This is a genomic window from Streptomyces hypolithicus (genome assembly GCF_052934925.1).
The window spans coordinates 2,262,766-2,288,172 of sequence record NZ_CM128811.1; the positions used below are offsets into that span (position 1 = coordinate 2,262,766).

17 protein-coding genes and 1 pseudogene are annotated in these 25,407 nt (G+C 71.9%); 5 read left to right on the plus strand and 13 right to left on the minus strand.

Annotated features, from left to right (window positions below):
• Positions 1-36 precede the first annotated feature (36 nt).
• A complete protein-coding gene (locus ACU6WZ_RS10430) occupies positions 37-549 on the minus strand; it encodes a protein-tyrosine phosphatase family protein (protein WP_447032861.1) in 513 nt (170 codons plus the stop codon).
• A 94-nt stretch (positions 550-643) separates the two neighbouring features.
• On the opposite strand from ACU6WZ_RS10430, the gene ACU6WZ_RS10435 reads away from it, so the two are divergent.
• Positions 644-1,957, plus strand: a complete 1,314-nt coding sequence (locus ACU6WZ_RS10435; protein WP_447032862.1) for a PspC domain-containing protein — start codon at positions 644-646, stop codon at positions 1,955-1,957.
• Positions 1,944-2,291, plus strand: coding sequence for a hypothetical protein (locus tag ACU6WZ_RS10440; protein WP_447032864.1), 348 nt, complete (start codon positions 1,944-1,946; stop codon positions 2,289-2,291). The genes ACU6WZ_RS10435 and ACU6WZ_RS10440 overlap by 14 nt, the downstream gene beginning before the upstream one ends.
• Here the strand turns inward: ACU6WZ_RS10440 and ACU6WZ_RS10445 are convergent.
• The 7 genes and pseudogenes from ACU6WZ_RS10445 to guaA form a co-directional block, all read right to left on the minus strand.
• On the minus strand, positions 2,198-2,752 hold the full coding sequence (locus tag ACU6WZ_RS10445; protein ID WP_447032866.1) for a DoxX family protein: 555 nt from the start codon (positions 2,750-2,752) through the stop codon (positions 2,198-2,200). The genes ACU6WZ_RS10440 and ACU6WZ_RS10445 overlap by 94 nt on opposite strands.
• A gap of 177 nt (positions 2,753-2,929) precedes the next feature.
• Entirely contained in the window at positions 2,930-4,204 is a 1,275-nt protein-coding gene (locus ACU6WZ_RS10450; protein ID WP_447032867.1) for a hypothetical protein, read from the minus strand.
• Positions 4,205-4,756: 552 nt separating this feature from the next.
• Positions 4,757-6,577, minus strand: coding sequence for a glycoside hydrolase family 15 protein (locus tag ACU6WZ_RS10455; protein ID WP_447032868.1), 1,821 nt, complete (start codon positions 6,575-6,577; stop codon positions 4,757-4,759).
• A gap of 620 nt (positions 6,578-7,197) precedes the next feature.
• Positions 7,198-7,890, minus strand: a complete 693-nt coding sequence (locus ACU6WZ_RS10460; protein ID WP_447033979.1) for an RraA family protein — start codon at positions 7,888-7,890, stop codon at positions 7,198-7,200.
• A gap of 340 nt (positions 7,891-8,230) precedes the next feature.
• Positions 8,231-8,386, minus strand: a pseudogene (locus tag ACU6WZ_RS10465) (class II aldolase/adducin family protein); the annotation flags it as partial.
• A gap of 119 nt (positions 8,387-8,505) precedes the next feature.
• The gene (locus ACU6WZ_RS10470) at positions 8,506-9,096 is read right to left on the minus strand and encodes a Uma2 family endonuclease (RefSeq protein ID WP_447032870.1); all 591 of its coding nucleotides are present in this window, start codon (positions 9,094-9,096) and stop codon (positions 8,506-8,508) included.
• A 133-nt stretch (positions 9,097-9,229) separates the two neighbouring features.
• Entirely contained in the window at positions 9,230-10,813 is a 1,584-nt protein-coding gene (guaA, locus tag ACU6WZ_RS10475) for a glutamine-hydrolyzing GMP synthase (protein WP_447032871.1), read from the minus strand.
• Positions 10,814-11,155: 342 nt separating this feature from the next.
• On the opposite strand from guaA, the gene ACU6WZ_RS10480 reads away from it, so the two are divergent.
• Together ACU6WZ_RS10480 and ACU6WZ_RS10485 are read left to right on the plus strand one after the other, a co-directional pair.
• Positions 11,156-11,485 (plus strand): chorismate mutase, encoded by a 330-nt coding sequence (locus tag ACU6WZ_RS10480; RefSeq protein WP_447033981.1) that lies wholly within the window; start codon positions 11,156-11,158, stop codon positions 11,483-11,485.
• A gap of 679 nt (positions 11,486-12,164) precedes the next feature.
• Positions 12,165-13,385 carry an LAETG motif-containing sortase-dependent surface protein gene (locus tag ACU6WZ_RS10485; RefSeq protein WP_447032873.1) on the plus strand — a complete coding sequence of 407 codons (1,221 nt, stop codon included), beginning with the start codon at positions 12,165-12,167 and terminating at the stop codon, positions 13,383-13,385.
• A gap of 116 nt (positions 13,386-13,501) precedes the next feature.
• On the opposite strand, the gene ACU6WZ_RS10490 is transcribed toward ACU6WZ_RS10485, so the two are convergent.
• From ACU6WZ_RS10490 to ACU6WZ_RS10510, 5 genes are all read right to left on the minus strand, one after another.
• Positions 13,502-15,289, minus strand: a complete 1,788-nt coding sequence (locus ACU6WZ_RS10490) for a GMC oxidoreductase (protein WP_447032875.1) — start codon at positions 15,287-15,289, stop codon at positions 13,502-13,504.
• A gap of 91 nt (positions 15,290-15,380) precedes the next feature.
• Complete coding sequence (locus tag ACU6WZ_RS10495; protein WP_447032876.1) at positions 15,381-17,009, minus strand: succinic semialdehyde dehydrogenase; 1,629 nt, start codon at positions 17,007-17,009, stop codon at positions 15,381-15,383.
• Positions 17,010-17,148: 139 nt separating this feature from the next.
• Positions 17,149-19,779: a serine/threonine kinase C-terminal domain-containing protein gene (locus ACU6WZ_RS10500; RefSeq protein WP_447032878.1), complete on the minus strand. Its 2,631-nt coding sequence runs from the start codon at positions 19,777-19,779 to the stop codon at positions 17,149-17,151.
• Positions 19,780-19,984: 205 nt separating this feature from the next.
• Entirely contained in the window at positions 19,985-21,871 is a 1,887-nt protein-coding gene (locus ACU6WZ_RS10505) for a serine/threonine-protein kinase (RefSeq protein WP_447032880.1), read from the minus strand.
• A gap of 242 nt (positions 21,872-22,113) precedes the next feature.
• Positions 22,114-23,823, minus strand: a complete 1,710-nt coding sequence (locus tag ACU6WZ_RS10510; protein WP_447032881.1) for a glycerol-3-phosphate dehydrogenase/oxidase — start codon at positions 23,821-23,823, stop codon at positions 22,114-22,116.
• Positions 23,824-24,140: 317 nt separating this feature from the next.
• On the opposite strand from ACU6WZ_RS10510, the gene ACU6WZ_RS10515 reads away from it, so the two are divergent.
• A complete protein-coding gene (locus ACU6WZ_RS10515) occupies positions 24,141-25,406 on the plus strand; it encodes a nucleotide sugar dehydrogenase (protein ID WP_447032882.1) in 1,266 nt (421 codons plus the stop codon).
• Position 25,407: the final 1 nt, after the last annotated feature.

Sequence of the window (25,407 nt, forward strand, 5' to 3'; positions counted from 1 at the left end):
CATGTACGGGACGGCCCCGGCATCAGGGTCGGTCCCCTACTTGCCCCTACTTCCGCCCTCTGCTTCCCCGGGCTTCCCCCCGGCCGGCTCGTACGGGAAGCGAGCGACGAAGCGGCGCTGCCAGGGGGTCTCCACGGCGCGCGGCGCGTAGTGCTCGCGTACGTACGCGACCGCCTCCCGGCGGGGCACCCCGTCCAGTACGGCGAGGCAGGCCAGCGCCGTGCCCGTGCGGCCCTGCCCGCCGGCGCACGCGATCTCGACGCGCTCGCCGCCGGCGCGCGCCCAGGCCACGCGCAGCGCCTCCAGGGCGCCCGCACGGTCGGACGGCAGCCAAAAGTCCGGCCAGCGAAGCCAGCGGGCATCCCAGGGCACGGTGGGCGGCGGGTGGCCCAGCAGGTACAGCGCGAAGGCCGGCGTCGGCCCGGCCGGGAGGGGGCGGCGGAGCCCCCGGCCGCGAACGAGCCGGCCCGAGGGCAGACGCAGTACGCCGGGCGCCGTGGGCTCCCAGGTCTGGGGCTCGGGCTCGGGCTCAGGCTCAGGCTTGATCACGGATCGAGCGTAGGGGGCGGGCAGCGAGGAAATCAGGGATTGTCCAGGGTAGGTGCCGGTCCCGTCGCGGGGCGGCGCCCGTCACCATGGACCCATGACGCAAGCGCAGCAGGCCCCCGCGGCCACCGACGCCGACCCCGACCGGCCGCCGCTGCGCCGCATCAAGCGGCACAAGGTCGTGGGCGGCGTGTGCGGCGGGCTCGGGCGGCATTTCGATCTCGACCCGGTGATCTTCCGGATCGTGCTCGGCGTGCTGGCCGTCACCGGCGGTGCCGGACTGATCTTCTACGGCTTCGCGTGGCTGTTCATCCCCCTCGACGACGAGGAGGAGAACGAGGCGCGCCGCCTGCTGACCGGCCGCGTCGAGGGGGCCACGCTCATCGCCGTACTCCTCGCCCTCGTCGGCTGCGGCCTCTTCCTGTCCATGCTGAACAACGGTTCCGTGCTGGGCTTCGCCGTCATGCTGTCCATCGCCCTGGCCGGCGCGACCTACTGGTCCAAGCGCCGCCGCCTCGCGGACCCCGAGACCGGCCCCGCCGACCCGGTGGCCGCGCAGGCCGTCGCCGTGGCGCCGCCCGAGACGCAGGCTCCGCCGGTGCCCGGCGCGCCGTCGTGGTGGCGGGACCCGATCGTCAAGGACGGCACGACGGGCCCGGTCGCCGCGGGCTATCTCTGGGGGCCGGAGAGCGCGAGGGGCAGCGAGCTCGCGGACCTGCCCCCCACCGCCCCCGGCCACCCGGCCCCGCAGCCGCCACGGCCCGACCCCGCGACGCGCGGCCCGCGCGGCATCGGTGGCCGGGTGTTCCTGCTGGCCGTCCTCGCGGGCGGGCTCGGCACCGGCCTGCCGTGGGGCGCGCAGCCGCTCGGCACCAGCCTCCAGATCGGCCTGGCCTGCGCGCTCGCCGTGTTCGGCTTCGGCATCGCGCTGGGCGCCTTCCTGGGGCGTACGGGCGTGGGCACGACTCTGCTCGCGGTGGTCACCGCGCTGCTGCTGGCCGGGGCGGCCGCGCTGCCCAAGCAGATCTCCACGGACTGGATGCGTACGGATTGGCGGCCCGCCACCGCGTCGGCCGTGCGCCCCGGCTACGCACTCGGTTCCGGCGTCGGCACGCTGGATCTCAGCCGGGTCCGCCCGCCCGCCGGTGAGACGGTGGCCACGGCGGCCGAGGTCGGCGCCGGGCGGCTCAAGGTCGTCGTACCGAGGGGAGCGACCGTCGAGGTGAACCTGGAAGTGGGCGTCGGCGACCTCCAGCTGCCGGGTGAGAAGCGTCAGGATTTCGACGTCAGGACCAGCCAGGAGCGGCAGCAGACGCTGAAGCCGCCGAAGAGCAGCAAACCGGCCGGGACGTTCGACCTGCGTCTGACGGTCGGCCTCGGACAGCTGGAGGTGGCCCGTGCCGCGAAGTGAGAACCACCCACGGAGCCCGGCCGGCGCGCGAGCCCCGGAGGAGGCCCGGGCCGGCGGCGAGCGGCGGCGCCGGTTCCGGCACGAGTTCCGGCCGGGCAAGCTGATCGCCGGCCTCGTCCTGCTGGGCACGGCCGGTGCGTACGCGGCGGACGCGGCGGGCGGCCGGCAGATTCCGGCGTACATCGGCCTGCCCGTCGTCCTGTGCGGCCTGCTGCTGGCGGGCACCGCGAGCTGGATCGCCTACAGCGTGCGCCGCCGGCGCGCCGCGACGGCCGCGTCCAGGGAGAAGACGGCGGCCCCCGCGAGCACCAGCGGCAGCCAGGCGACGAGGTAGGCGAGGTCGTTGCCGTAGTAGTACGGGTCGCTGGCCCAGCTCACGGTCAGCCACAGGCTCAGCGAGATCAGCGCCCCGCCGAGCGCGGCGATCCGTGCCAGCAGCCCCAGGAGTGTCCCGATGCCGACGGCGATCTCACCGCAGGCGATGGCGTAGCCGAAGCCCTCGGGGTTCTTCAGGGCGAGGTCGACGAGAGCGGGGATCGCCGAGGTGTCGCGGACGCCGCGCATCATCTCGCCGATCGACCCCGGGCCGGTCGCCGCGAGGAAGCCGCTGTCGGTGAGCTTGTCGAGGCCCGCGTAGACGAAGGTGACCCCGAGAAAGATCCGCAACGGCAGCAGCGCGTAGCGGCTCGCCGTCGCGCGCAGGCCACCGCGGCCACCGGGCCCCTCATCCACTCCCCTGCCCACGCGCCCGGCCGTGCCGCCGGTGTGCCCGCCGTTCCGATACCCGTGCGTCATGGTCAGGTCCCGCCTCTCCTAAGGCTCGAAGCGCCCGTACGGCGCAGGGACGATTCTCCTCGCGCCTCGCGCAGAGGGATACGTGCGGCGCGGTGATCGGTCTCAACGAACCGTTCGGTCGATTCGGTCCGTTCGGTCCGTTCAACCCCTTCGGTCCGTTCAGCCAGTTCAGCCCGTTCAGTCCGTGACGTCGATCGTGACCGGTTCGCTCTCCGCGCCCGCCGCCGTCACGACCCGCACCTCGACCCGGCCCGGCTCGACCTCCACCGGCACGGGCACGGTCAGCACGGTGTCGGTCGGGTTGGCGAAGCCGCCGGGCACCGGGATGAGCGGCACATGTACGTGGACCGTCCCGATCCGCACGACCATCCGGGCCAGCCGGTCCGGGGTGCCGGCACCGGGGGGCACGAAACCCGCACCCCGGATCTCGACGTCGTCGCCGGTGCGGACGGGGGCGTCCAGATCGCCCGCCTCCCTGGCCCGTACGACCGACAGGACCACCGGACGGCCGCCCTCCGCGTACTTTCCCGTGAAGTACGTCGCCGCCGAGACCGCCACCAGCAGGGCCAGGCCCCACGGCAGGTCGGGCAGCTGCTCGGGCCGCCGGGCGAGGCGTACTGCGGCGAAGACCACGGCTACGCCGCTCACCAGGACGTACTGCACGTCCGCGAAGGTGGCGCGGCCGGCGTCGTCGGTGAGCAGGTCGGCGGCGCGGGGGCGGTCGGCCCGTACCTTCTGCAGGCGCTGCGTGCGGACACGCACGGTCACCACGTGGCGTACGACGACGGCGATCGCGCATGTCAGCGCGAGCACGGTCAGCATGCCGGCGGCACGGGCCAGTTCGAGGCCGGCGATCAGAGCATCGCGGTCGGTGTGGTCGGAGGCGCCGGCCAGCTGGACCGCGATCACCAGCACCGAGAAGACGACGAGCAGCACCCAGCTCGCGGCGACGGCGCGCGAGGTCGACAGGCGGTTGTCCTCGCCGATCAGCGGGGCGAGGAGGCCGCCGCGGGACCGGTGCGCACGGGCGGCGACGGTCAGCAGAGCGGCGGTGACGAGCGCGGCGACGAGTCCGGCCGTACGAGCCACGGTCCAGCCGGCGCCGATGGCGGTGAGGGCTTCGGCGAGCAGGAGGACCAGCACCCCGCCCCACACGACGAACAGCGTGACGCGCCAAACCAGTTGGAACCACGCTTCGCCGGCCTCGCGGCTGCGTTCGGCGACGGCGCGGGCGGACCGGGTCAGCTCGTCCGACACCCACTGGCGGGAGGCGCCGGTGGAGTGCGCGACGGCTGCGGGCAGCCCTTCGCCGGCCGCCAGGCCGTCCCGCCTGGCGAGGAAGGCGGCGACCGCGCGGCGGTGCCCCTCGCGGGCGCCGTGCGGGCACTGACCGCAGGTACAGCTCCCGTCACCGCCACCGTGCGTGCTCTGACTTGCCTCGTGCACAGCCACGGAAGATGCCGCCCTCTCGAAACCGGTGAAGGGAACTTCCCTCCGGTACAAGGAAATTGTGCCGTATGAAGAACGGGCCGCGGCGCACAGGGCAGGCGGGCCGGGCGAGCCATACCTGCCCCGCCGGCACCCCTACGCGAGCAGCTCCGGCTCGGCGCGGCTGATCCGGCGCCACAGCGGCTGGTGGTTGCGGCGTGCCGGGAACGCGCGAGCAGCATCGGGGTGGAGGTGCCACCCTCGGCATCATGCGTAGCGCGCTGTGCCGGAGCCGGTGCAGGGTCCAGCCGTCCAGGTCCTCGATGCCCTCCGGGGAGGCGAGCGGGCTGGCCAGCAGCCGGGTGTTCTCCTCGAAGATCTTCTCGGCTCGGCGGTAGGAGAGCCGGGCCCGGCCCGGCCCCGGGCACACGTCCAGCGTCGCCGTCCCGGCCGGGGCCCTGCGACCGGTGAGCAACAGCGGGCCGCGGGTGCGGCCGGCGATCAAGCGGGGCAGCAGCTGAGCCGTGAGTTGCGTGTTGGCCTCGTCGATCGGCGTGAACCTGGGCCCGACCTCACCTACGCCCGCTCACTGGCTGCTTCGGCGTTGCGGATGGCGTGGGCTGCGTTGATGAGTCCGATGTGGCTGAAGGCCTGGGGGAAGTTTCCGAGGGCTTCGCCGGTTCGGGTGTCGACTTCTTCGGGGAGGAGCCCGACGTCGTTGGCGTAGGCGAGGGCGTCTTCGAAGACCTGGCGGGCACGTGGGGCCTGGCCGGTCAGGGCGAGGGCCTGGGCGAGCCAGAACGTGCACAGCAGGAAGGTGCCCTCTTCCTGGTCGATGTCGTCCTGGAGGTAGCGCCGTACCAGGCCGCGGGGATCGGTCAGGTGCCGGGCGATCGCCTCGACGGTGGAGCGCACACGGGAGTCGTCGCCGGGCAGGAAGCCGATCAGGGGCAGGATCAGCGCGGAGGCGTCGAGCCGGTCGCTGCCGAACGACTGGGTGAACGCTCCAGCTTGCTGGTTCCAGCCCTGGTTCTCGATGCCGTCGCGGATCTGTTCGCGGATGCGCTTCCAGTCGGTGACACGGTCCTGGGCCGCCAGGGCGGGGGCGAGGTCGATGGCGCGGTCAAGGGCGGCCCAGCACATGAGTTTGGAGTGCAGGAAGTGGCGGCTCGGTCCGCGTCCCTCCCAGATGCCCTGGTCGGGGTCGGTCCAGCGGTGGGCGGCTGCTTCGGCGCACTGGCGCAGGAAGGACCGGACGGGCGGGTCGAGCGGCACGTCGTGCGGCAGGGTCTGGTGGGCCGCGTCCAGGAGCTCGCCGTAGACGTCGAGCTGGCGCTGGCGCCAGGCGTCGTTGCCCACTCGCACCGGGGCGCTGCCGCGCCAGCCGGTCAGGTGCGGCAGCACGCGTTCGCTCAGGTCTCGCTCTCCGCCGATGCCGTACATGACCTGGAGGTCGACGCCCCGTTCCAACTGGGTCGCGGCGGCCTGGGCGAGGAAGGCGAAGAAGTTGTTCTTCTCGTGTTTGCAGGTGGCGGTGGCGAGGGCCTGCAGGGTGAGGCTGGCGTCGCGTACCCAGGTGTAGCGGTAGTCCCAGTTGCGGGTGCCGCCGATGCTCTCGGGCAGGGAGGTGGTGGCCGCGGCGACGATGGCTCCGGTCGGCACGTAGGTCAAGGCGCGCAGTACGCGCCCGCTGTGGCGGACCTGTTCCTGCCAGGGGCCGGTGTAAGCGCCGTGGAGGGTGGACCAGGAACGCCAGCCCGCGCCGGTGTCGCCCAGCCGACGGTGGACGCGGCGGCTGGGCCAGGGCTTGGGATCCGGCTCCCACGCCGGCGTCGCGCTCAGCGCGAGGTCGAGGCGATCCCCGGCCCGAAGGGTGACCTCGCCGTGGGCCGTGGATCCCGCCACCCGCAAGGTGACGTCGGTGGACAGCATCAGGGCGTGAGTCCCCCCGCGCGCCATGAGACCGCCGTGCACTGGCGTCATGACCGGTCGGATCAGACCGAACTCCGGGCGCGGGGCGTATTCGATGGCGATGTCCAGCTGTCCGTCTGTGCAGGTGATCTGTCGCAGTACGGATCCCGGGGAGGATTTCCCCATCGCGTGGCCGCGCTCGCGTTTGCCCAGCGCCAGCGCGTCGAGCAGCACCGCCGTCCCGCTGGGCGTACGGAAGGTCGTCTCCAGGACCAGGGTCTGCGGCAGGTAACGGCGGCTCACCTCGGCCGGCCCGCTGGGGCGGATCGACCAGTGGCCCGCCTCCTGGTCCAGCAGCCGCGCGAAGACCGCCGGGTCGTCGAAGCGCGGGAAGCACAGCCAGTCCACCGACCCGCCGCCACTCACCAGCGCCGCTGACCGACAGTCCGAGAGTACGGCGTAGTCGCCGATGGGTCGCTCGCTCACGTAGGCGCTCCCCTTCCCCGGCTCAGCCTCGCCCCCGCAGGGACCGATGCCGCCGACCGCTCTGGTGATAGTCCGTGATCCATGATGTGCCCCCGGACCTGGTCGCCGGTGCGTGACACGAGCGAGCCGGGGCCCGTGTCGTCGGCGGGCGGTGGATCCGGCGCAGGCCCACCGAGAGGAGGACGCCGCCATGTCTCCTCACCAGTGCACCCGCCCGCCCGCCTGTCCCCAGGTGAGCCATCCGACTCGCCGGTCGAAGTCCCCGCGTCGCTAGGCCCGTACTTCGCGGGTGGCTGATTCGGATGGATCGGGCGTCTGGATGGTGTCCGGTCCGGGGCTGGAGCGTTGAATGGGTCTGTCGATGACTTCCCGGTCCCCGCGGCCACGGTTTCAACGTCCACGCATGGAGTGCGTGGTCAGTTCCGTGGTGGAGAAGCGTCTGGGCGCTCTGCCTGTCGCGGCCGAGTTTCTGCGACGGCTGGACGTGGCCGGGATCGTCGACGAGCTGTGTCCGGGGCGCGAGATCGCGCACCTGACGCACGGCCAGGTGATCGAGATGCTGGTCGCGAACCGGCTGACCCGAAAGTACGGGGCCAGGGTCCTGCGGGGCAGGGACTCATCTACTCCTCGATGGCCCCGCCGATACGCCGAAGATGCCGCCGGAAGGTGTACGACGGATCGGCAGCGAGCCGCGCCAGGTAGTCGTCGAAGGCCGTCTGCTGGCGCAACGTCTCACCTGCCCGGATCTTGCGGGCCTGTTCCCGCTCGGTCTGCCAGATCTGGTGCGCCGTCGCGAGCACCTCCTCGGCACGCTCGGCGGCGACGAACAACACGCCGTCGTCGTCGCCGAAGACAATGTCATCGGCGCTCACCAGGTGCGGCCCGAACTGCGCAGTGGCCAGCGCCTCCGGCTCTCGCTCGTCCAGCCGCACCGGGCCGGGCGGGTAGCTGCCGTAGCTGAACACCGGAAGACCGATCTCCGCCAGCTCCGGCGTGTCGCGGTGCAGCCCCCACACCACGAGGCCCGCCAGCCCTGCCGCCTCGGCCTCCAGTACCGCCAGGTCGCCGACACATGCCTCGTCCCACCGCCCGCCGTTGTCGATGACCAGTACGTCACCCTGCTCGGCCCGGCCGAACGCCTCCAGGAACACGTCCACGCTGCCGTAGTGCCGTGTCGGCAGCGCGCGTCCCGCGATCCGGTGTCCGGGGACGACCGCGCCGATGCCGGGCGGTGCGGCGCGCAGCGGCACGTCGCTGCGCACGCACGCATCGGCCACCAGCGGCGTGGACAAGTCGGCGAAAGCCTTCAGCATGCCGTTCTCCCTCGTCATCGTCGATCTCCCGCACCGTCAGGCGATCCGTCACCGGCCCAGTCTCAGCCACCGCGCGCGTTCGGAGAAGCGCCCCGGCCGATCAGCCTGACCTGAATGGCTCACCCGCGAAGTACGGGCCTGGGCTTGGCCTAGGCCCTCACCCGCGGCATCGTCGCCGCACCGGATCTTGCCCCCGGGCAGAAGCGGCATACTCAGGACAAAGATCGGCACGCGGTGATATGAGAAGCCCTCACGGCCAGCGACACCGAGCGAAGCACGGGCTTCCAACGACCAAAGATCAAGAACTGGCGCCCTTTGTGCTTGTCTGGGTCATGCCCCTCACCCAGTAGCAGTCGGTGTGCTCCAGGTCCCGCGCGGTGATGTGCCCCGAGACCCCTTCCTCGTACCAGTACCGCCCGAAGAGCCTGAGCGCCCCGGCCAGCCGCTCCTTGCGGTACCGGCGCTCCTCGGCGACGGTCGCGTGCGTGGGCGGCATCGCGAAGTGGAGCCGTTCGACGGGTACGGGCGCAGGCGCGGGAGTGTCGTTCACGGGGCGGAAGTTACCGCGCGGTAAGGCAGGTGAACAGTGGTGTGCCCGCCTGTTCCCTTTCCGGCCTACAGCTCGTCGATCCCGGTCAGGTCGATGTCGAGGGTGAAGGGGACCGTCAGCTTCAGCTGGTTGTGATGGATGCCCACCAGGCCGTAGGCCTTGGTCGCCGGGTCGAGTTCGTAGACGTACACGACCGGACGCCCGTCGTCGCCGCGCTCCACTCGCCAGAAGTGCGCGATGCCGCCCTGGGCGTAGATCTGCGGCTTGCGCTCACGATCGCGCTTCTCGGAGTCGGGTGACACCACCTCAACGGCGAGGAGCACGTCCTTGGCCTGGTAGTGCGTCTCCTCCGAGTCGGTCACCGCGTCGGCGCGGATCACCGTCACGTCGGGCTCGGGGCCCTGTCGCTTGTCGACGACGACGGTCATCTCCCGCCGCACCCGGAGGTCCTTGGGGACGCCCCCGCGCAAGCCTGTCTCCAGCAGGAACATCGCCAGAGTATGGAAACTCCTCTGCGGGCTCACGAAAACCAGGCTCCCGTCGATCAGCTCGGTGTGCGGCGGGAGGTCGGGCAGCGTCAGCAGGTCGTCCACGGTGTAGCCGTCCTGCGGCGGCACCGGCCACGAGATCTCGGTGGGCAGTGGCTCAGCGGTCATGGTTCCTCCCATGGACGGGATTCTCGGGCCTGCGGCCAGCGTACCGAGCGGATACGACAACGCCGCCGCCCAAACGAATGAGCGGCGGCGTCGGCGTCGACCCTGCGGTCAGGGCTGGACCGGTCGGTCGGTCCTACTCCCACTCGATCGTGCCCGGCGGCTTGCTCGTCACGTCGAGCACCACGCGGTTCACGTCCGCCACCTCGTTGGTGATGCGGGTCGAGATCTTCGCCAGTACGTCGTACGGCATCCGCGTCCAGTCCGCCGTCATCGCGTCCTCGGACGACACCGGGCGCAGCACAATGGGGTGTCCGTACGTCCGGCCGTCGCCCTGGACGCCCACGGACCGTACGTCCGCGAGCAGCACCACCGGGCACTGCCAGATGTCGCGGTCCAGACCGGCCGCGGTCAGCTCCTCGCGGGCGATCGCGTCGGCGTCGCGCAGCAGGTCCAGGCGCTCCTTGGTGACCTCGCCGACGATGCGGATGCCGAGGCCGGGGCCGGGGAAGGGCTGGCGGTGGACGATCTCGTCGGGGAGGCCCAGCTCCTGGCCGACCATCCGGACCTCGTCCTTGAACAGCTGACGCAGCGGCTCGACGAGCTGGAACTCGATGTCGTCGGGGAGGCCGCCCACATTGTGGTGGGACTTGATGTTCGCCGTGCCGGTGCCGCCGCCGGACTCGACGACGTCCGGGTAGAGCGTGCCCTGCACGAGGAACGCGACATCCTCGCCATCCGCGCCGGCGTCCGCGACGATCTCCGCCTGGGCCTGCTCGAAGACGCGGATGAACTCGCGACCGATGATCTTCCGCTTCTGCTCGGGGTCGGAGACCCCGGCGAGGGCGTTCAGGAAGCGGTCCTGCGCGTCGACGACCTTCAGCTGTACGCCGGTGGCCGCGACGAAATCCTTCTCGACCTGCTCGGTCTCGCCCTTGCGCATCAGCCCGTGGTCGACGTACACGCAGGTCAGCTGGTGACCGATGGCCTTCTGTACGAGGGCTGCCGCGACGGCGGAGTCCACGCCGCCGGACAGACCGCAGATGGCGCGCTTGGTGCCGACCTGCGCGCGGATCGAGGCGATCTGCTCCTCGACGACGTTGTGCGTCGTCCAGTCGGGCGTGATGCCCGCGCCGCGGTAGAGGAAGTGTTCCAGGACCTGCTGACCGTGCGTGGAGTGCATCACCTCGGGGTGGTACTGCACGCCGTACAGCTTCTTCTCGTCGTTCTCGAAGGCGGCGACCGGAACGACGCCCGTGGACGCGGTGACGGTGAAGCCCTCGGGGGCGGCCGAGCAGGCGTCGCCGTGGGACATCCACACCGACTGCTCCTCGGGGGTGCCCTCGAAGAGCGTGGAGCCCGACTTGGAGACGGTGAGCGCCGTACGCCCGTACTCGCGCGCACCGTTGTCGTCGACCGTGCCGCCGAGCGTCGTCGCCATCAGCTGGAAGCCGTAGCACATGCCGAAGACCGGGACCCCGGCCTCGAAGATCTCACGGTCGAGGCTCGGCGCACCCTCGGCGTACACCGACGACGGGCCGCCCGAGAGAATGATCGCCTTGGGGTTCTTGGCCAGCATTTCCGCCACCGGCATGGTGCTCGGGACGATCTCGCTGTAGACCCGGGCCTCACGGACACGGCGGGCGATGAGCTGGGCGTACTGCGCGCCGAAGTCGACAACGAGTACGGCGTCGGGGGCGGCGGGGGGCACTGCTGGCACGGGGCGGCCTTCCGGCGGTGAAGGGGTGGTCGGTGTTGTCGATTCTACCGGGGACAGCGCTCCCCTCTTGTCTCACCATCCGAACCCGGCATCCGTCCCGGCGGCGCGGCGGACCATACTGGGGTCGTGCACAAGCAGCTGAGCTTCCTCTTTACCTATGGCACCCGGTCCGACCGGTGCTGTGGGTTCGATGGTTCAGCTGCTTAGCCACTGACAAGCGACTTCACAGGCGCCCCGGGCCGACAAGGCCCGGGGCGCTCTGTCGTTTCCGGGCCCGGTCGCCGCCCGGCCGCCCGGGGAGCCGTACCCCTACAGACAGACGCAGGAGTTACGGACATGAGCATGGCCACCACCACGGACACGACCGGCGGGGACACGACCGGTGCGGGCAGGACCGGCGCGGACAGGACCGGCGCCCGCACCGACGAGGCCGCGGGTCTGATCGGCAACGCCCGGGAACGCATCGACTCGCTCGACGACAGGATCATCGGCTTGATCCAGGAACGGATGGCCGTGTCGGCCGTCATCCAGGAGGCTCGCATGACCTCGGGCGGGCGCCGGGTGAACCTGTCCCGCGAGATGGAGGTGCTCGGCCACTTCAGGGACGCGCTCGGGAAGCCGGGGACGGCGCTGGCGATGACGATGCTGGAGCTGTGCCGGGGCCGTATCTGAGGCCGCCGCCGACCGGGCGCCGCCTCCGGCCCGGCGCCGGACCTGAGTTCGGGCGCGTCCTCACCCGTACGGCGCGTGACCGGGGCCCGCGTGACCTCGTTGGTCCGGGTGTCCGCACCAGCCAGGCGCGGGCGCGCAGGAACGCGGGCGCGCAGGAAAGAGAACCACGCGCGGCTCCGCCGGGGCGTGCGGCGTACTGCAGGTGCGTCGTGGGACCTCGTCCCGGCGCACGTGACCGGTCGGCAGGGGACAGCAGCCCGGTCACCCAAGGCGGTCGGTTCCGGGGACGCCCGGAACCGACCGGCCGTGCCCCCGGCCGCACGGCATCGGCCGGAGCCCGCTCCGACTCCCCCTGACTCCCCCCGCCCACCCCACGAACCAGCGGCGCACCCCCCGGCGCCGCCCCTCCGGCTCCGGCGCCGCCCTGACGCCGGAGCCGACGGCCGGGCCCCGCGGACGCGCATGCGTTCCGCGGGGCCCTTCGCTGTGCCCGGGCAAGGAACAGCGGACCACCTCGTGACGCACATCACACGAGAAGCCCATAAGGTTCTGGGCAACCCTTTACGTCCTTCACAGGTCATCCATGCGAACAACGGCCACCCGTGCACCCCCATTCCACGGCGGGCTCTCACATCTCGTGCCGCAGGTCGTGCGGCACGCCAGACTTTCTGAGGTCTACATGAAGCTTCGCCGCGCTATGGCCCTTGCGGCCGCGACCGCCGTCATAGCCCCGGCCGCGCTGGTCGCCGCGCCCGCCGCGTACGCCGAGGTCGACGCCACGGCTCAGACCGCCTCGGGCTCCACCAGCGACACCCTCACGACGGACCCGGGCGAGGAGACCGACCCGGACGGCGAGACGGACCCGGCGACCGGCCCCGGCGGTAACACCGACGCGGACACGGACACAGACCCGGACGGCGAGACCGACCCGGACACGGACCCCGGCGCTAACACCGACACGGACACAGACCCCGACGGCGAGACCGACCCGGCCACCGGCCCCGGCGCTAACACCGACACGGACACAGACCCGGACGGCGAGACCGACCCCGACGGTGAGACGGACCCGGCGACCGGCCCCGGCGGCAAGACCGACACGGACAAAGACCCGGACGGCGAGACCGCCCCGGACACGGACCCCGACGGCAAGACCGACCCGTCGGACGGCGAGACCGACCCCATCGAGTTCGAGCCGTGCGAGCCGGTGATGGACGAGGACGGCGACGTGATCGACGCCGCCTCCGCCCTGAAGATGGAGATCAGCGGCCTGCCCGGCAAGATCGTCGCGGGCAGCGGCTGGCACAACTTCACGATGGCCGCCTCGAACCCCACCGACAAGGCGCTCGGCGAGGTCCGCTGGATCGCGTTCGTGGACAACTACTCGGAGAGCGACAACGAGAGCGACTGGCTGAGCGCCCACGCCGACGTCGAGTACCTCGACCAGGTCAGCAAGACCTGGAAGTCCATCGAGAGCGAAGAGTTCATCGGCAAGACCGAGCTCGGCGCGAAGGATGTCGTCGACATCCAGCTGCGCGTGAACGTCGACGCGAAGGCCCCGGCCGGCGACAGCTTCGCCATCGGTTTCGGCGCGTACCTCGACGCCGAGGAAGAGTGCTACCGCTCGTCGCTCGCCTTCTGGGAGTTCAGCGTCCTCGCGCCGGGCAGCGGCAACGAGAAGCCGGGCAAGCCCAAGCCGGTCGAGCCGCCGGTCGAGAAGCCCGCGCCCAGCCCCAAGGAGCCGCAGGGCGGCGCCGAGGAGATCCCGGTGACCGGCAGCCTCGCCGAGACCGGTTCGTCGTCCGCGATGCCGATGTTCGCCCTCGCGGGTGGCGCCGCCGTCGCGCTCGGCGTCGGTGCGATGTTCGTCGTACGCCGCCGCAAGGCAGGTTCCGAGGCCTGACCTCGGCGTGAACGACCCGGTGACGCGCTGCGTGACACACGCTGCGTGACACACCGGTAGAGCCGGCAAGAGGGGCTGCACTCGGAGGGGGGTGCAGCCCCTTTTGCCTGCCCGGTTCACTTCTTGGACGGGACCGCCGGCATCCCCAGGAACGGCAGGTTCAGCGCGCCGAAGGCATCCGCCGGGACCGCCGGGGACTTCGGCGTGACCGGGGCGAGCCGCCGGTACGCCGTGCCCTGGGCCGGCCGCTGGTCGTCCTCGCCCTTGTTGGGCCAGAACGACATGGCCCGCTCCGCCTGCGCGGTGATCGTCAGCGACGGGTTGACGCCGAGGTTCGCGGAGACCGCCGAACCGTCGACCACCGAGATGTCCGGGTGCCCGTACAGCCGGTGGTACGGGTCGATGACACCCTGCTCGGGCGAGGCCCCGATCGGGCAGCCGCCGAGGAAGTGCGCGGTCAGCGGCGTGCCCATCAGCTCGCCGACGTTGCTGCCGGGGAAGCCGTTGATCTCGTCCGCGAGGACCGAGGCGGCGCGCGTCGCCTCGGGAATCTGCTTCGGGTTGGGGGCTCCGTGGCCCTGGCGGGCGGTGAGCAGGCCCTTGCCGATGCCGCTCGGCTTGCGGTACGTCGTCAGGGAGTTGTCCAGCGACTGCATGACCAGGCCGATGATCGTCTTCTCCGACCAGCGGTGGTTGGACAGCGACCTGGCGGTCATCACCGGGTGCCTGACGACGTTGCCGAGCCAGCCCAGGGCGCGGGGGAACTTCTCGGCGTACGGCACCTGGAGGATGGACATCACGCCCATCGCGTTGGATCCCTTTCCATACCGCACCGGCTCGATGTGGGTGTGGTCGTCGGGGTGGATCGAGGACGTGATGGCGACGCCCCGGGTGAAGTCGGCCTTCGCGCCGTGCTTCTTGCGGTAGCGGCGGTCGGTGGTCTGCGAGCCGACGAGGGCCTCGGAGTTGGTACGGGTCAGCTCGCCGAGCCGCGCAGAGACACGGGGCAGATCGCCGCGGTCCTTCATGGCGTGCAGCAGAGTCTGCGTGCCGTACGTACCAGCGGCGACGACGACGTGGCGGGCGCGCAGAACGCGGGGCGCGGTCCTGCGGCGGGCGTCGGTGGGGACGGTGGCGACGCGGCAGCCGCCTTCGGGGTGCTCAGCGAGACCGACGACGGAGGTCATGGGGTGGACGACGGCGCCGGCCTGTTCGGCGAGGTGGAGGTAGTTCTCGTTGAGGGTGTTCTTCGCGCCGTGCCGGCAGCCGGTCATGCACTCGCCGCATTCGGCGCACGCCCTGCGGGGCGGGCCCGCGCCCCCGAAGTACGGGTCGGGAACTTCCTCGCCGGGCCGGGCCGTTGAACGGCCGTCGGCATCCTTGCCGTCGCCGTAGAAGACACCGACCGGTGCCATGTGGAAGCTGCCGCCCACCCCCATGGCCTCGGCCGCCGCCTTCAGGTGGACGTCGGACGCCGTCATGGTCGGGTTCAGGCGCACCCCGAGCATGCGTTTGGCCTGGTCGTAGTAGGGGGTGAGTTCGTCCTGCCAGTCGGTGATGCCCGCCCACTGCTGGTCCTGGAAGAAGGGAGCGGGGGGCACGTACAGCGTGTTGGCGTAGTTGAGGGAGCCGCCCCCCACACCCGCGCCGGCCAGCACCATGACGTTGCCGAGCAGGTGGACGCGCTGGATGCCGTAGAGGCCGAGCGCGGGCGCCCACAGGTAGTTCTTGATGTCCCAGGACGTCTTGGGCAGCGTCTCGCGCGTGAAGCGGCGCCCCGCTTCCAGGACGCCGACCCGGTAGCCCTTCTCCGTCAGGCGCAGCGCGGACACCGAGCCGCCGAAGCCGGATCCGACGACGATTACGTCGTAGTCGTACGCGTCGTGTGACATGTCAGGTGACATGGGTTCTCCTCGTCGAGAATCTGCCGGCGTCGCGGTTCGGGGGTCGCGGTTCAGGGGGCGCGGTTCGGGGCCGCGGTTCAGGGGGCGCGGTTCAGCGGAAACGCAGCATTTTGAGGGCCTTCAGGCTGGCGCTCATGAACGCCGCGTGCTTCTCGTCGTCCATGCCGAAGGACGGCGCCATCGGGACCAGGCGCTGGTGGGCGATGGTCTGGGCCTCGGTGAACTTCAGGATGCCCTCGGAGCCGTGCCTGCGCCCGAGCCCGGAGTCCTTCATGCCGCCCATCGGCGCCTGGGCGCTGCCGTACGCGGGTGCGAAGCCCTCGTTAATGTTGACCGTGCCGGTGCGCAGCCGGGCGGCCACGGCGTGTCCGCGCTTCGCGTCCTTGGTCCAGACGCTCGAATTGAGGCCGTACGACGTGGCGTTGGCCTGCTCGACGACGTCGTCCTCGTCGGTGAACCGGTAGATGGAGACGACCGGGCCGAAGGTCTCCTCGGCGCACACCGCCATCGGCGCCTCGACCCCGTCGAGGATGGTCGGCTCGAAGAAGAGCGGGCCGATGTCGGGGCGGGCGACGCCGCCCGCGACGAGCGTGGCGCCCTTCGCGACGGCCTCCTCGACGTGCCGACGTACGTTCTCCAGCTGGCGCTCGCCGACGAGCGAGCCCATGTCGGCGCCGTACGACAGCGAGGCGCCGAGCCGCATCGCCCTCGTGCGGGCGGCGAACCGCGCCACGAAGTCGTCGGCGATCGAGGCGTGGACGTACAGCCGTTCGATGGAGATGCACAGCTGCCCGGCGGAGGAGAAGCAGGCGCGGACGGCGCCCGCCGCCGCCTTCTCGACGTCGGCGTCCTTCAGGACCAGCATCGCGTTCTTGCCGCCGAGTTCGAGCGAGACCCCGACGAGGCGGGCCGCGGCACCCTGGGCGACCTCTCGGCCGGTACGGGTGGAGCCGGTGAACGACACGAAGTCGGCGTGCCGTACGACCTCGGGGCCGACGACCGGCCCCTCCCCGAGGACCACCTGGAAGACCTCGGCGGGCAGCCCGGCCTCGATGAGGAGGTCACGGGCCCACAGGGCGCTCAGCGCGGTCTCGGTGTCGGGTTTCATCACCACCGCGTTGCCGGCGACGAACGCGGGCAGCGCGTCGCCGACCGACAGCTCGAAGGGGTAGTTCCAGGGGGCGATCTGGCCGACGACCCCGCGCGGCTGGCGCAGTTCGGTGACCTTCGTCAGGACGGGGATCACACCGGTGTGCCGCTTGGGTCCGAGATAGGAAGGGGCCTTGCGCCCGTAGTGGCGGGCGCTGACGGCAACGGCCATGAGCTCTTCGTGCGCGTGCAGGCGGGCCTTGCCCGTCTCCAGCTGGATGAGGTCGAGGATCTCGGCCTGGCGCTCCAGCACCAGGTCGTGGAAGCGCAGCAGGACGGCGGCGCGCCGCCGGACGGGCGTGGCCGCCCAGGCGGGCTGGGCGGCGCGGGCCCGCTCGAAGGCCGTGGCCACGTCCTCGGGGGTGGACTCGGGCAGATCCGCCAGCTTCTCCCCGGTGAAGGGCGTGTGGTTGGCGGTACGGCCGGAGCCGACCACACCGCGCGTCAGCTGGGCGACCACTTCGGGGGTGACCACGTCGGCCGCGGTGCGCGCGGCGGCGGGGGTGGCGGCGAGCGGGTTCGTGCCCAGGTGTGTACCGGGAGCGGCTGCGGGTGCCTGCGAGTCCGTCATGAGGGCGAGAGTAGGCCCCTCAGCACCCTTTTGGTACCCGCCAGTAACAGCTTTTCACCGGACAGGCACCACCCTGCTCCACCACGCCAGTGGTCACTGGCGCATAACCCCTGATCAGCGGCTTGTCCCGAAGCGCTGCTCAGCTCGACACCCGGTACGCCTTCGTCGCCTGTTCGTAGATCTCGGTGATCCGGTCGCGCTCGGACTCCGGACCGATCACCTGGACCACGTGATACCGGTCGCCGACGATCATGGCGAGATTGCGTACGTACACATCGCGCCCGCTGCTGTCCTGCCAGGTGAACTGGCCCTCCGCCATGGCCTGCCGGCCGACGTCGATGCGGCGCAGACCGTTCTGGGTGGACCAGGTGGAGTCCCTGACGGGCTGCAGCTCGCGCTCCTTCTGCAGCTGGTAGTCCATCGGATCACTGCCCTGTTCCGCGACGGAGTCCCGGCCGGGCACGATCAGCAGCTCGACGCCGTCGCCGCGGTAACGCACCTGTCCGGCGTCATTGACGGGCCGACGCTCCCAGTCCTTGTCGACGGCGACCTGGAAGCCCTCGGGGTCCTTGCGGATCTCGTACCCCTTTGCCACATCGGTGGCCGGGACGGAGGTCTGCGGCTGCTGGGAGCCGGGCGTCTCGCGCGGAGCGTCCTTGGTCGACGGCGGCTCGGACGCGCTGCCGCTGGAAGGCCGGGGCGTCTTGGGGGCGGCGGTGCTCCGGCCGTCGCCGGCGTTCTGCGCGTCGCTTTCGCTGCCGCCCTGCTGGCCGGCCTTCGGCATGACGACCAGGGCGTAGGCGAGCGCGGCGGCCAGGCCGAGGAGGATGACCAGCAGGAGCGTACGTCCGAGGGAGCGGGGGCCGCCTCGCTGCTTCGGCTCGATCCGCGGCTCCTTGATCCGCGGCTCACGGGGCGGCCGCGGCTCCCGGACCGGCTTGACGCTGCCCCTGGCCTTCTTGTGCCGGTGGCGTCCTTGTGCGTCGGCGTGTCCAGCGCGGCGCCTGCGGACCAGCTCGCCCCGGCGGCGAACGATCGGAAGCCGCGTGGCGTCCGGGGACGGCAGCGGTACGACGTCGGCGCCGGCGTCCGGCTCGGGCGCGGAGCGCACCAGGGACCGGAGCCAGCCGCGCAACTCCTCGAAGTCGGGCCGCTCGGTGGGGTCCTGGCGCAGCAGCGACTCGACGACGGGCCGCAGCGGTCCGCATTCCTCCGCGAAGGCGGGGGGCTCGGCGCAGACGAGCTGCACCAGCTCTATGGCGCTCTGCTCGGGGTAGGGCGCGTGGCCCTGCACCGTACGGAAGAGGAGCGCGCCCAGGGCCCAGAGGTCGGTCGAAGGGCCGATCGGGGGCGCCAGTTGCCAGTTGCCGTGAACGGATCCGGCCTGCTCCGGGGCCCAGCGCTCGGTGACAGGGCCGACGAGAGCGATCCGCGCCTGCCGGGCGCGCTCGGCGGCGAGCGGCGTGGCGGGGCCGCGGTAAGCGGGCACCTGCCCCCCGGCCACCACCTCGTCCCAGCTGCGGGCGGGGCCGGTGTCCTGGGCAGCCTGTTGCTGCGGGTGCTGCTGTGGCAGGCGCGCCGCCTGTTGCTGGGGGTGTGGCTGAGTTCCGGCGTACGGGCGGGTGCCGTGGTCCTGGCCGCGGCGCAGGCCGTCGGCACGCATCGCGTCGCCGGCGCCGGCCCGCTGCACGGCGCCGTGCCAGGAGTCGGGGGGTGCGGTGCCGGAATCGACGCCGGTGTCCGGGTCGGCGTCGGCGTCGGCGTCCACGTCGATGTACGGGCTGATCGCGCGCGGGCCGCCGGACGACGGGCGCGGTGCGAGGCGCTGCCCCGGAAGCGGACCTGCGCCGCCGGGTCCCTCCGCGCCGGCCCGGGCCGCCGCGCGGGCGCCCGCACGGTACGCCGCGATGGCTCCGGCGCGCGCGGCACGCACCTCGGCGGCGGCGTTCGCGCCACCCGCCGGCAGCGCGCCCTGCGGCCGGCCACCGGCGCCTCCGCCCTCCGGGGAGCCCTGCGAACCACCCGGGACCGGTGCTCCGTACGCCCGATGCGCGGCGTCCGCCGCGGGCGAGCCCCCGCGCTGTCCGGGCAGAGCGTCAGCGCCGTACCGGGCTGCGCCGTCCCAGTCGGCGTCCCATCCGCCGTCTGCCTGAGCCTCGCCCGCCTCCGCCTCGGCCCCCGCCGGCTCGGCCGGGGCCGGCACGGGGGCGTACCCGCAGAGTGCCTCTTCGGCGGCTCCGGCCGCGAGCCCGGTCAGGACGATGCGGCCGTCGTCGCAGACGAGCACCGTGCGCACGGTGATGTTCCGATGGGTCCAGCCGTGCGCGTGCAGCACGCGCAGGGCGGTCAGCACGTCGGAGCCGATCTCGGCGGCCCGGTAGGGGGTCAGGGGCCGCTCGGCGAGGAGCGCCGCCAGGGGCCGCGCCGCCACCAGTTCGCTCACTATCCACAGCGAGCCGCCTTCGGCGAACACGTCGAAGACCTGGTCGAGCCTCGGATGGTCGGGGATCTGCGCCGCCGCCTGCGCCGCCTCGACGGCCCGCCGCACGGCGGGGTCGGCCGGCCGCCGCGTCGCACGCCCGCCGGCCCTGCCGCCTTCACCGTCCAGGAACTCGGCGTCCACGACCTCGGGTAACGGCACCTGCCGTACCAGGACTTCCTGACCGCTGTACGTGTCAAAGGCCCGCGTCTCGACCAGTTCGTACGCGTCGGAAGGAGGCAGGGGAAGGCGATAGCGGTCGGCGAGCACCCGTCCCGCGTAATCGTCCACGACGCCTCCCCGGAGCGCGCTGTGTTCCGGCCGGTCCCGGAGACCGAACCGAAACGTCAATTCCGGTCATTCGGCGACAGCTTGCGGCTGCGTACTGTCCCGTCACTCTCACGATACGTGCCCGCGGCGGGTCCCCGGGGGCGAACGTGGCGAACACCCCACGGGCGCGCGCCGCCGGGTGCGCGCCCGTGGGGTCCCGTGGGGTTCAGGACGAACGCGGCTTGAACGTCTTGAAGAAGGAGTCCAGTGTCGGCTTGGCGTCGGACCAGTTCTCCGCGCGCGCGGTGTACAGGATTCCGTAGCCGAGTTTCGCGTTGACGACGAAGCCGCGGTCGACGGAACGGAAACCCTGGCCGTCCTCGTTGAACGTGAACTCCCAGTCCGCGGCGGGCCAGCCGCGGTAGTCGACCGCCGCTATCTTGACGCGCTTGTAGCCGTCACGCCGCATGAAGGTCTCCTGGCTGATCCAGTCGGCCACCGGGTTGTCCTTGGGTGACGCCGTCCAGCCCACCAGCAGCCGCTGGTCGTCCGGCCCGGAGAAACGTGCGCCCGCGCTGCCGGTCTTCTCGAACTTCCAGCCCTCGGGAAGGCCTATGGAGAAGCCCTGTTCGTCCCGGTACTCGGTGGTCTTGAGGTCGTCGCCGCCCTTGCCGCCCCCGCCGTCGGAGACGTCGTCGGACGACGAGTCGTCGTCGCCGGGATCGCCGGAAGGCTCGCCGCCCTTGCCGCCCGCGCCGGGGGACGCGCCGTCGTCCGGCGAAGTCCCCGGCGACTCCGGCTTCTTCGCGTCCTTGTCGGCGCCCTGACCGGCGTTCTTGCCGTCGCCGCCGGCCGTCGCCCCACTCGAAGCCGACGGGCCGTCCTTGCCCCGCGTGCCCTCGTCCCCGCCGCCCAGCGCGATGGCGAGCACCGTGCCCAGCACGGCGAGCGCGGCGACGACCGCCACGATCACCAGCGTGCGGCGCGGTACGACGTCGGTGAGCGAAGCCCGCTCCGGCGGCCTGGTTCCCGCCGGACCCGCCGGACCGGCGGTCCCGTCCGCCGACCGCTGCGTCTGCTGCTGCCTGGCCACCTGCGCGGCCACCGTCGCGTTGCGTACGGATTTCAGCGCGCCCCGCGCCCGCTCGCCCGCGGTCGGCCCCGGCTCGGACCCGCCGCCGCTCGCGGCCGTCCCGGCGTCCTCGCCGGGCGCCGGCGGAATCGGCACCACCCGCGTCGCCTGCGGCGACGGCTCGGGCTCGGCAGGCTCGTCGGGCAGGTTGACGACTTCGTTGAGAAGCGCGCGCGCCCCCGCCTCGTCCAGCCGCTGGTCCGGGTCCTTCGCCAGCAGACCGTAGATGACCTCTTCCAGGGGGCCCGCGTTCTTGGGCGGGTCGAGCGGCTCGGTCATCACCGCCGTCAGCGTCGCGATCGCCGAGCCCTTGTCGTACGGGGGGATGCCCTCCACCGACGCGTACAGCAGGCCGCCCAGCGACCACAGGTCGGCGGCGGGTCCCGGCTTGTGACCGCGCGCCCGCTCGGGCGAGATGTAGGAGGGTGCGCCCACGAGCATGCCGGTCGAGGTGATCGACGGGTCGCCCTCGACCTGGGCGATGCCGAAGTCGGTCAGCACGACCCGGCCGTCCTCGGCGATCAGGACGTTGGACGGCTTCACATCGCGGTGCAGGATGCCCTCGCGGTGCGCGGAGCGCAGCACGTCCAGGATCGCGAGCCCGACCTCCGCGGCGCGGCGCGGCGCCAGCAGCCCGTCCTCGCGCAGGGCGTCGGCGAGCGACTTGCCCTCGACGAGCTCCATGACGATCCACGGGCGGTCGTCCTCGTCCACGACGTCGTAGACCGTCACGGCCCCGTTGTTGCGGATCCGGGCAATCGCCTTCGCCTCACGCAGGGTCCGCGTGATGAGCCGGCGCTTCTCCTCGTCGTCGATGCTGGTGGGAAAGCGCAGTTCCTTCACGGCCACGGTGCGGCCGAGCGTCTCGTCGACGGCCCGCCAGACCGTGCCCATGCCACCCCGACCGAGCACCTCTCCGAGCCGGTACCGCCCAGCGAGAAGACGTCCCTCGGTGTCCTTGGACTGCTCCGCCTCCGACATGCGTCCCCTCTGCGATCCCTGATCTTCGCCCGCGACCCGCGATGGCTGCGTTCCAGGGTGATGCAGTAACCCGCCCTGGCAGAGCCATCATTGTCCCTCACCGCACGACCATCCGGCCTCCCGGGTCACCACCCCCTTTCCACACCACGGACAAAATGGACCCCGCCCAGGTCACAGCAGTGCGGGAGGGACTTCTCCCAACCTGCGAGCGGTAGAAAGGAGTTCGAAGTCCCCGTGCGCAGTCACTGCGGCGGCGCGATGTCCGGCGCCCCCAGCCGGGCCGCGTCGGCCGTCAGGTCGTCGGGCTGGCGCTGTGACTCCCGTTCGGCCTCAACCCGCTTCTTGTAGTGCTCGACCTCCCTCTCGATCTGGTCCTTGCCCCAGCCGAGCACCGGGGCCATCAGTTCCGCGCACTCCCGCGCGCTGTGCGCTCCCCGGTCGAAGGTCTCGATGGAGATGCGCGTACGCCGCGTGAGTACGTCGTCGAGGTGGCGCGCCCCCTCGTGCGAGGCGGCGTACACCACCTCGGCCCGCAGGTAGTCGTCGGCGGCGCCCAGCGGCTCCCCCAGGGACGCGTCTTCGGCGATCAGGTCGAGGACTTCCTCGGACAGCGCGCCGTACCGGTTCAACAGGTGTTCGATACGCGCCACATGAAGTCCCGTGCGTGCGGCGATCCGGGCCCGCGCGTTCCACAGCGCCCGGTATCCCACGGCCCCGGCGAGCGGCACGTCCTCCGTGACGCACTCGGCCACCCGCTGGTCGAGCCCGTGCACCGCCTCGTCCACGGCGTCCTTCGCCATCACGCGGTACGTCGTGTACTTGCCGCCGGCCACAACGACGAGCCCCGGCACCGGATGCGCCACCGTGTGCTCGCGGGAGAGCTTGCTGGTGGCGTCGGACTCCCCGGCCAGCAGCGGCCGCAGGCCGGCGTACACGCCCTGCACGTCGTCGCGCGTCAACGGCACCGCCAGCACCGAGTTCACATGCTCCAGCAGGTAGTCGATGTCCGCGCTGGACGCCGCCGGATGGGCCTTGTCCAGGTCCCAGTCGGTGTCGGTCGTGCCGACGATCCAGTGCCGTCCCCAGGGAATGACGAACAGCACGGACTTCTCGGTGCGCAGGATCAGGCCCGTACTCGAATGGATGCGGTCCTTGGGCACCACCAGATGGATGCCCTTGGACGCCCGCACATGGAACTGGCCGCGCTCGGCGATCAGCCCCTGCGTGTCGTCCGTCCACACCCCGGTGGCGTTGACGACCTGCTTGGCGCGTACCTCGTACTCCCCGCCGCCCTCGATATCCCGTACCCGCGCCCCCACGACCCGCTCGCCCTCGCGCAGGAAGCCGATCACCCTGGCCCGGTTGGCGACGTGGGCGCCGTACTGCGAGGCCGTACGCACCAGCTCCGTCACGTGCCGGGCGTCGTCCACCTGGGCGTCGTAGTACTGCAACGCGCCGACCAGCGCGTCCTTCTTCAGCGCGGGCGCGATGCGCAGGGCCCGCTTGCGGGTGAGGTGGCGGTGCAGGGGCAGGCCGCGCCCGTGCCCGGAGGACACCGACATCGCGTCGTAGAGCGCCACACCGGATCCGGCGTAGAAACGCTCCCACCCCTTGTGCTGGAGCGGGTAGAGGAACGGCACCGGCTTCACCAGATGCGGCGCCAGCCGCTCCAGCAGCAGCCCACGCTCCTTCAGCGCCTCCCGTACGAGCGCGAAGTCGAGCATCTCCAGGTAGCGCAGTCCGCCGTGGATCAGCTTGCTCGACCGGCTCGACGTGCCCGAGGCCCAGTCCCTCGCCTCCACCAGCCCGGTCGCGAGCCCGCGCGTGACGGCGTCGAGGGCCGTCCCCGCACCGACCACTCCGGCGCCCACGACGAGCACGTCCAGTTCACGCTCGGCCATCGCCGCGAGCGCCTCGGCGCGCTCGGCGGGTCCCAGTGTCGCTGTCCTCACTGCTGCCTCCCGTTGTGGATCGGGTGGATCGGGTGGTTCTCAGGTGCATCGGGCGTCTCAGGTGCATCGGGCGTCTCACGTACATCGGGTGGTTCTCAGGCGGATCTGGACCCGGGGATCACAAGCCCACCCCCACGATTGTGTCCGCGCGCCCCGACTTCAGCCACCGCCTGTGGACAACACTCCCGCGTCACAGCCTCGCCCAATGCCGCACAACGGTCATATTTACGCTTAGTCTGACATTGTGCTCGCCCGAACTGTCCACAGGGCTTGCGCTCTGCTTCCCCTCCGGCTATTGGGAAGGACGGCCCACCGCCATGCCCGCAGATCTCGCCGTCATCGGACTCGGTCACCTGGGCCTGCCCCTCGCCCAGGCCGCCGTCGCCGCCGGCATCACCACCATCGGCCACGACCCCGACCCGCGCCGCCTGGCGGACCTCGGCGCCGGGCGCGTCCCCGGCGGTGACGGCTCGCTCACCGCCGCCGACCTGCGCCGCATGCTTGCCCGAGGCTTCCGCACCGCCACCGCCCCCGCCGAACTGGGCCGGGTCCGTACTGCGGTCATCTGTGCCCCCACCCCGCTCGGCGCCGACCGTACGCTCGACCTGAGCGGCGTCGGCGACGCGGCCAGGGCCCTGGCCGCGCAACTGCGCCCGCACACCACGGTGCTGCTCGAATCCGCCGCGTACCCCGGCACCACCGAAGAATTCCTGCGCCCCATCCTCGAAGAGGGCTCCGGCCTTCGGGCCGGCCGCGACTTCCACCTCGCCTACTCCCCCAGCCGGGTGGACCCCGGCAGCCGGGGCCACGATTACGCCCACACCCCGCAGGTCATCGGCGGCCTCACCCCCGCCTGCACCGAGTCGGCCGCCGCGTTCTACGCGCGCCTCACCGACAAGGTGGTCCGGGCCCGCGGACCACGCGAGGCCGAGACCGTCGGCGTACTCGAAACCAACTACCGCCATGTGAACATCGCACTGGTCAACGAGATGGCCGTGCTCTGCCACGACCTCGGTGTCGACCTCTGGGACGTCATCCGCTGCGCCGAGACCAAACCGTTCGGCTTCCAGGCGTTCCGGCCAGGCCCGGGGGTCGGCGGCCACGGCGTACCCGTCGACCCCGCCCACGTCCCGCACAGCGGCCGCACCCCGGGGCATCCGCTGCGTATGGTCGGCCTGGCCCAGGAGATCAACGGGCGCATGCCGCAGTACGTCATCCAGCGCTGCGCCACGCTCCTCAACGAGCACGGCAAATCGGCCCGGGGCGCCCGCGTCCTGCTCCTCGGTGTCACGTACAAGCCGGACCTGGCCGACCAGCAGGGCTCCCCCGCCGAGGAGATCGCCGGCCGGCTGATGGACCTGGGCGCCCAGGTCGGCTACCACGACCCGCACGTCCCCGCCTGGCGGGTGCGCGACGCGCCGGTGCCGCGCGTCGACTCGCTCTACGAGGCGGCCGCCAACGCCGACCTGACGGTCCTGCTGCAGAACCACCGCACGTACGACCTCCAGGCCCTCGCGGTCAAGGCCCAGTTGCTCCTCGACACCCGGGGCGCATCCCCGACGGGCGCCACGCACCGCCTCTGAG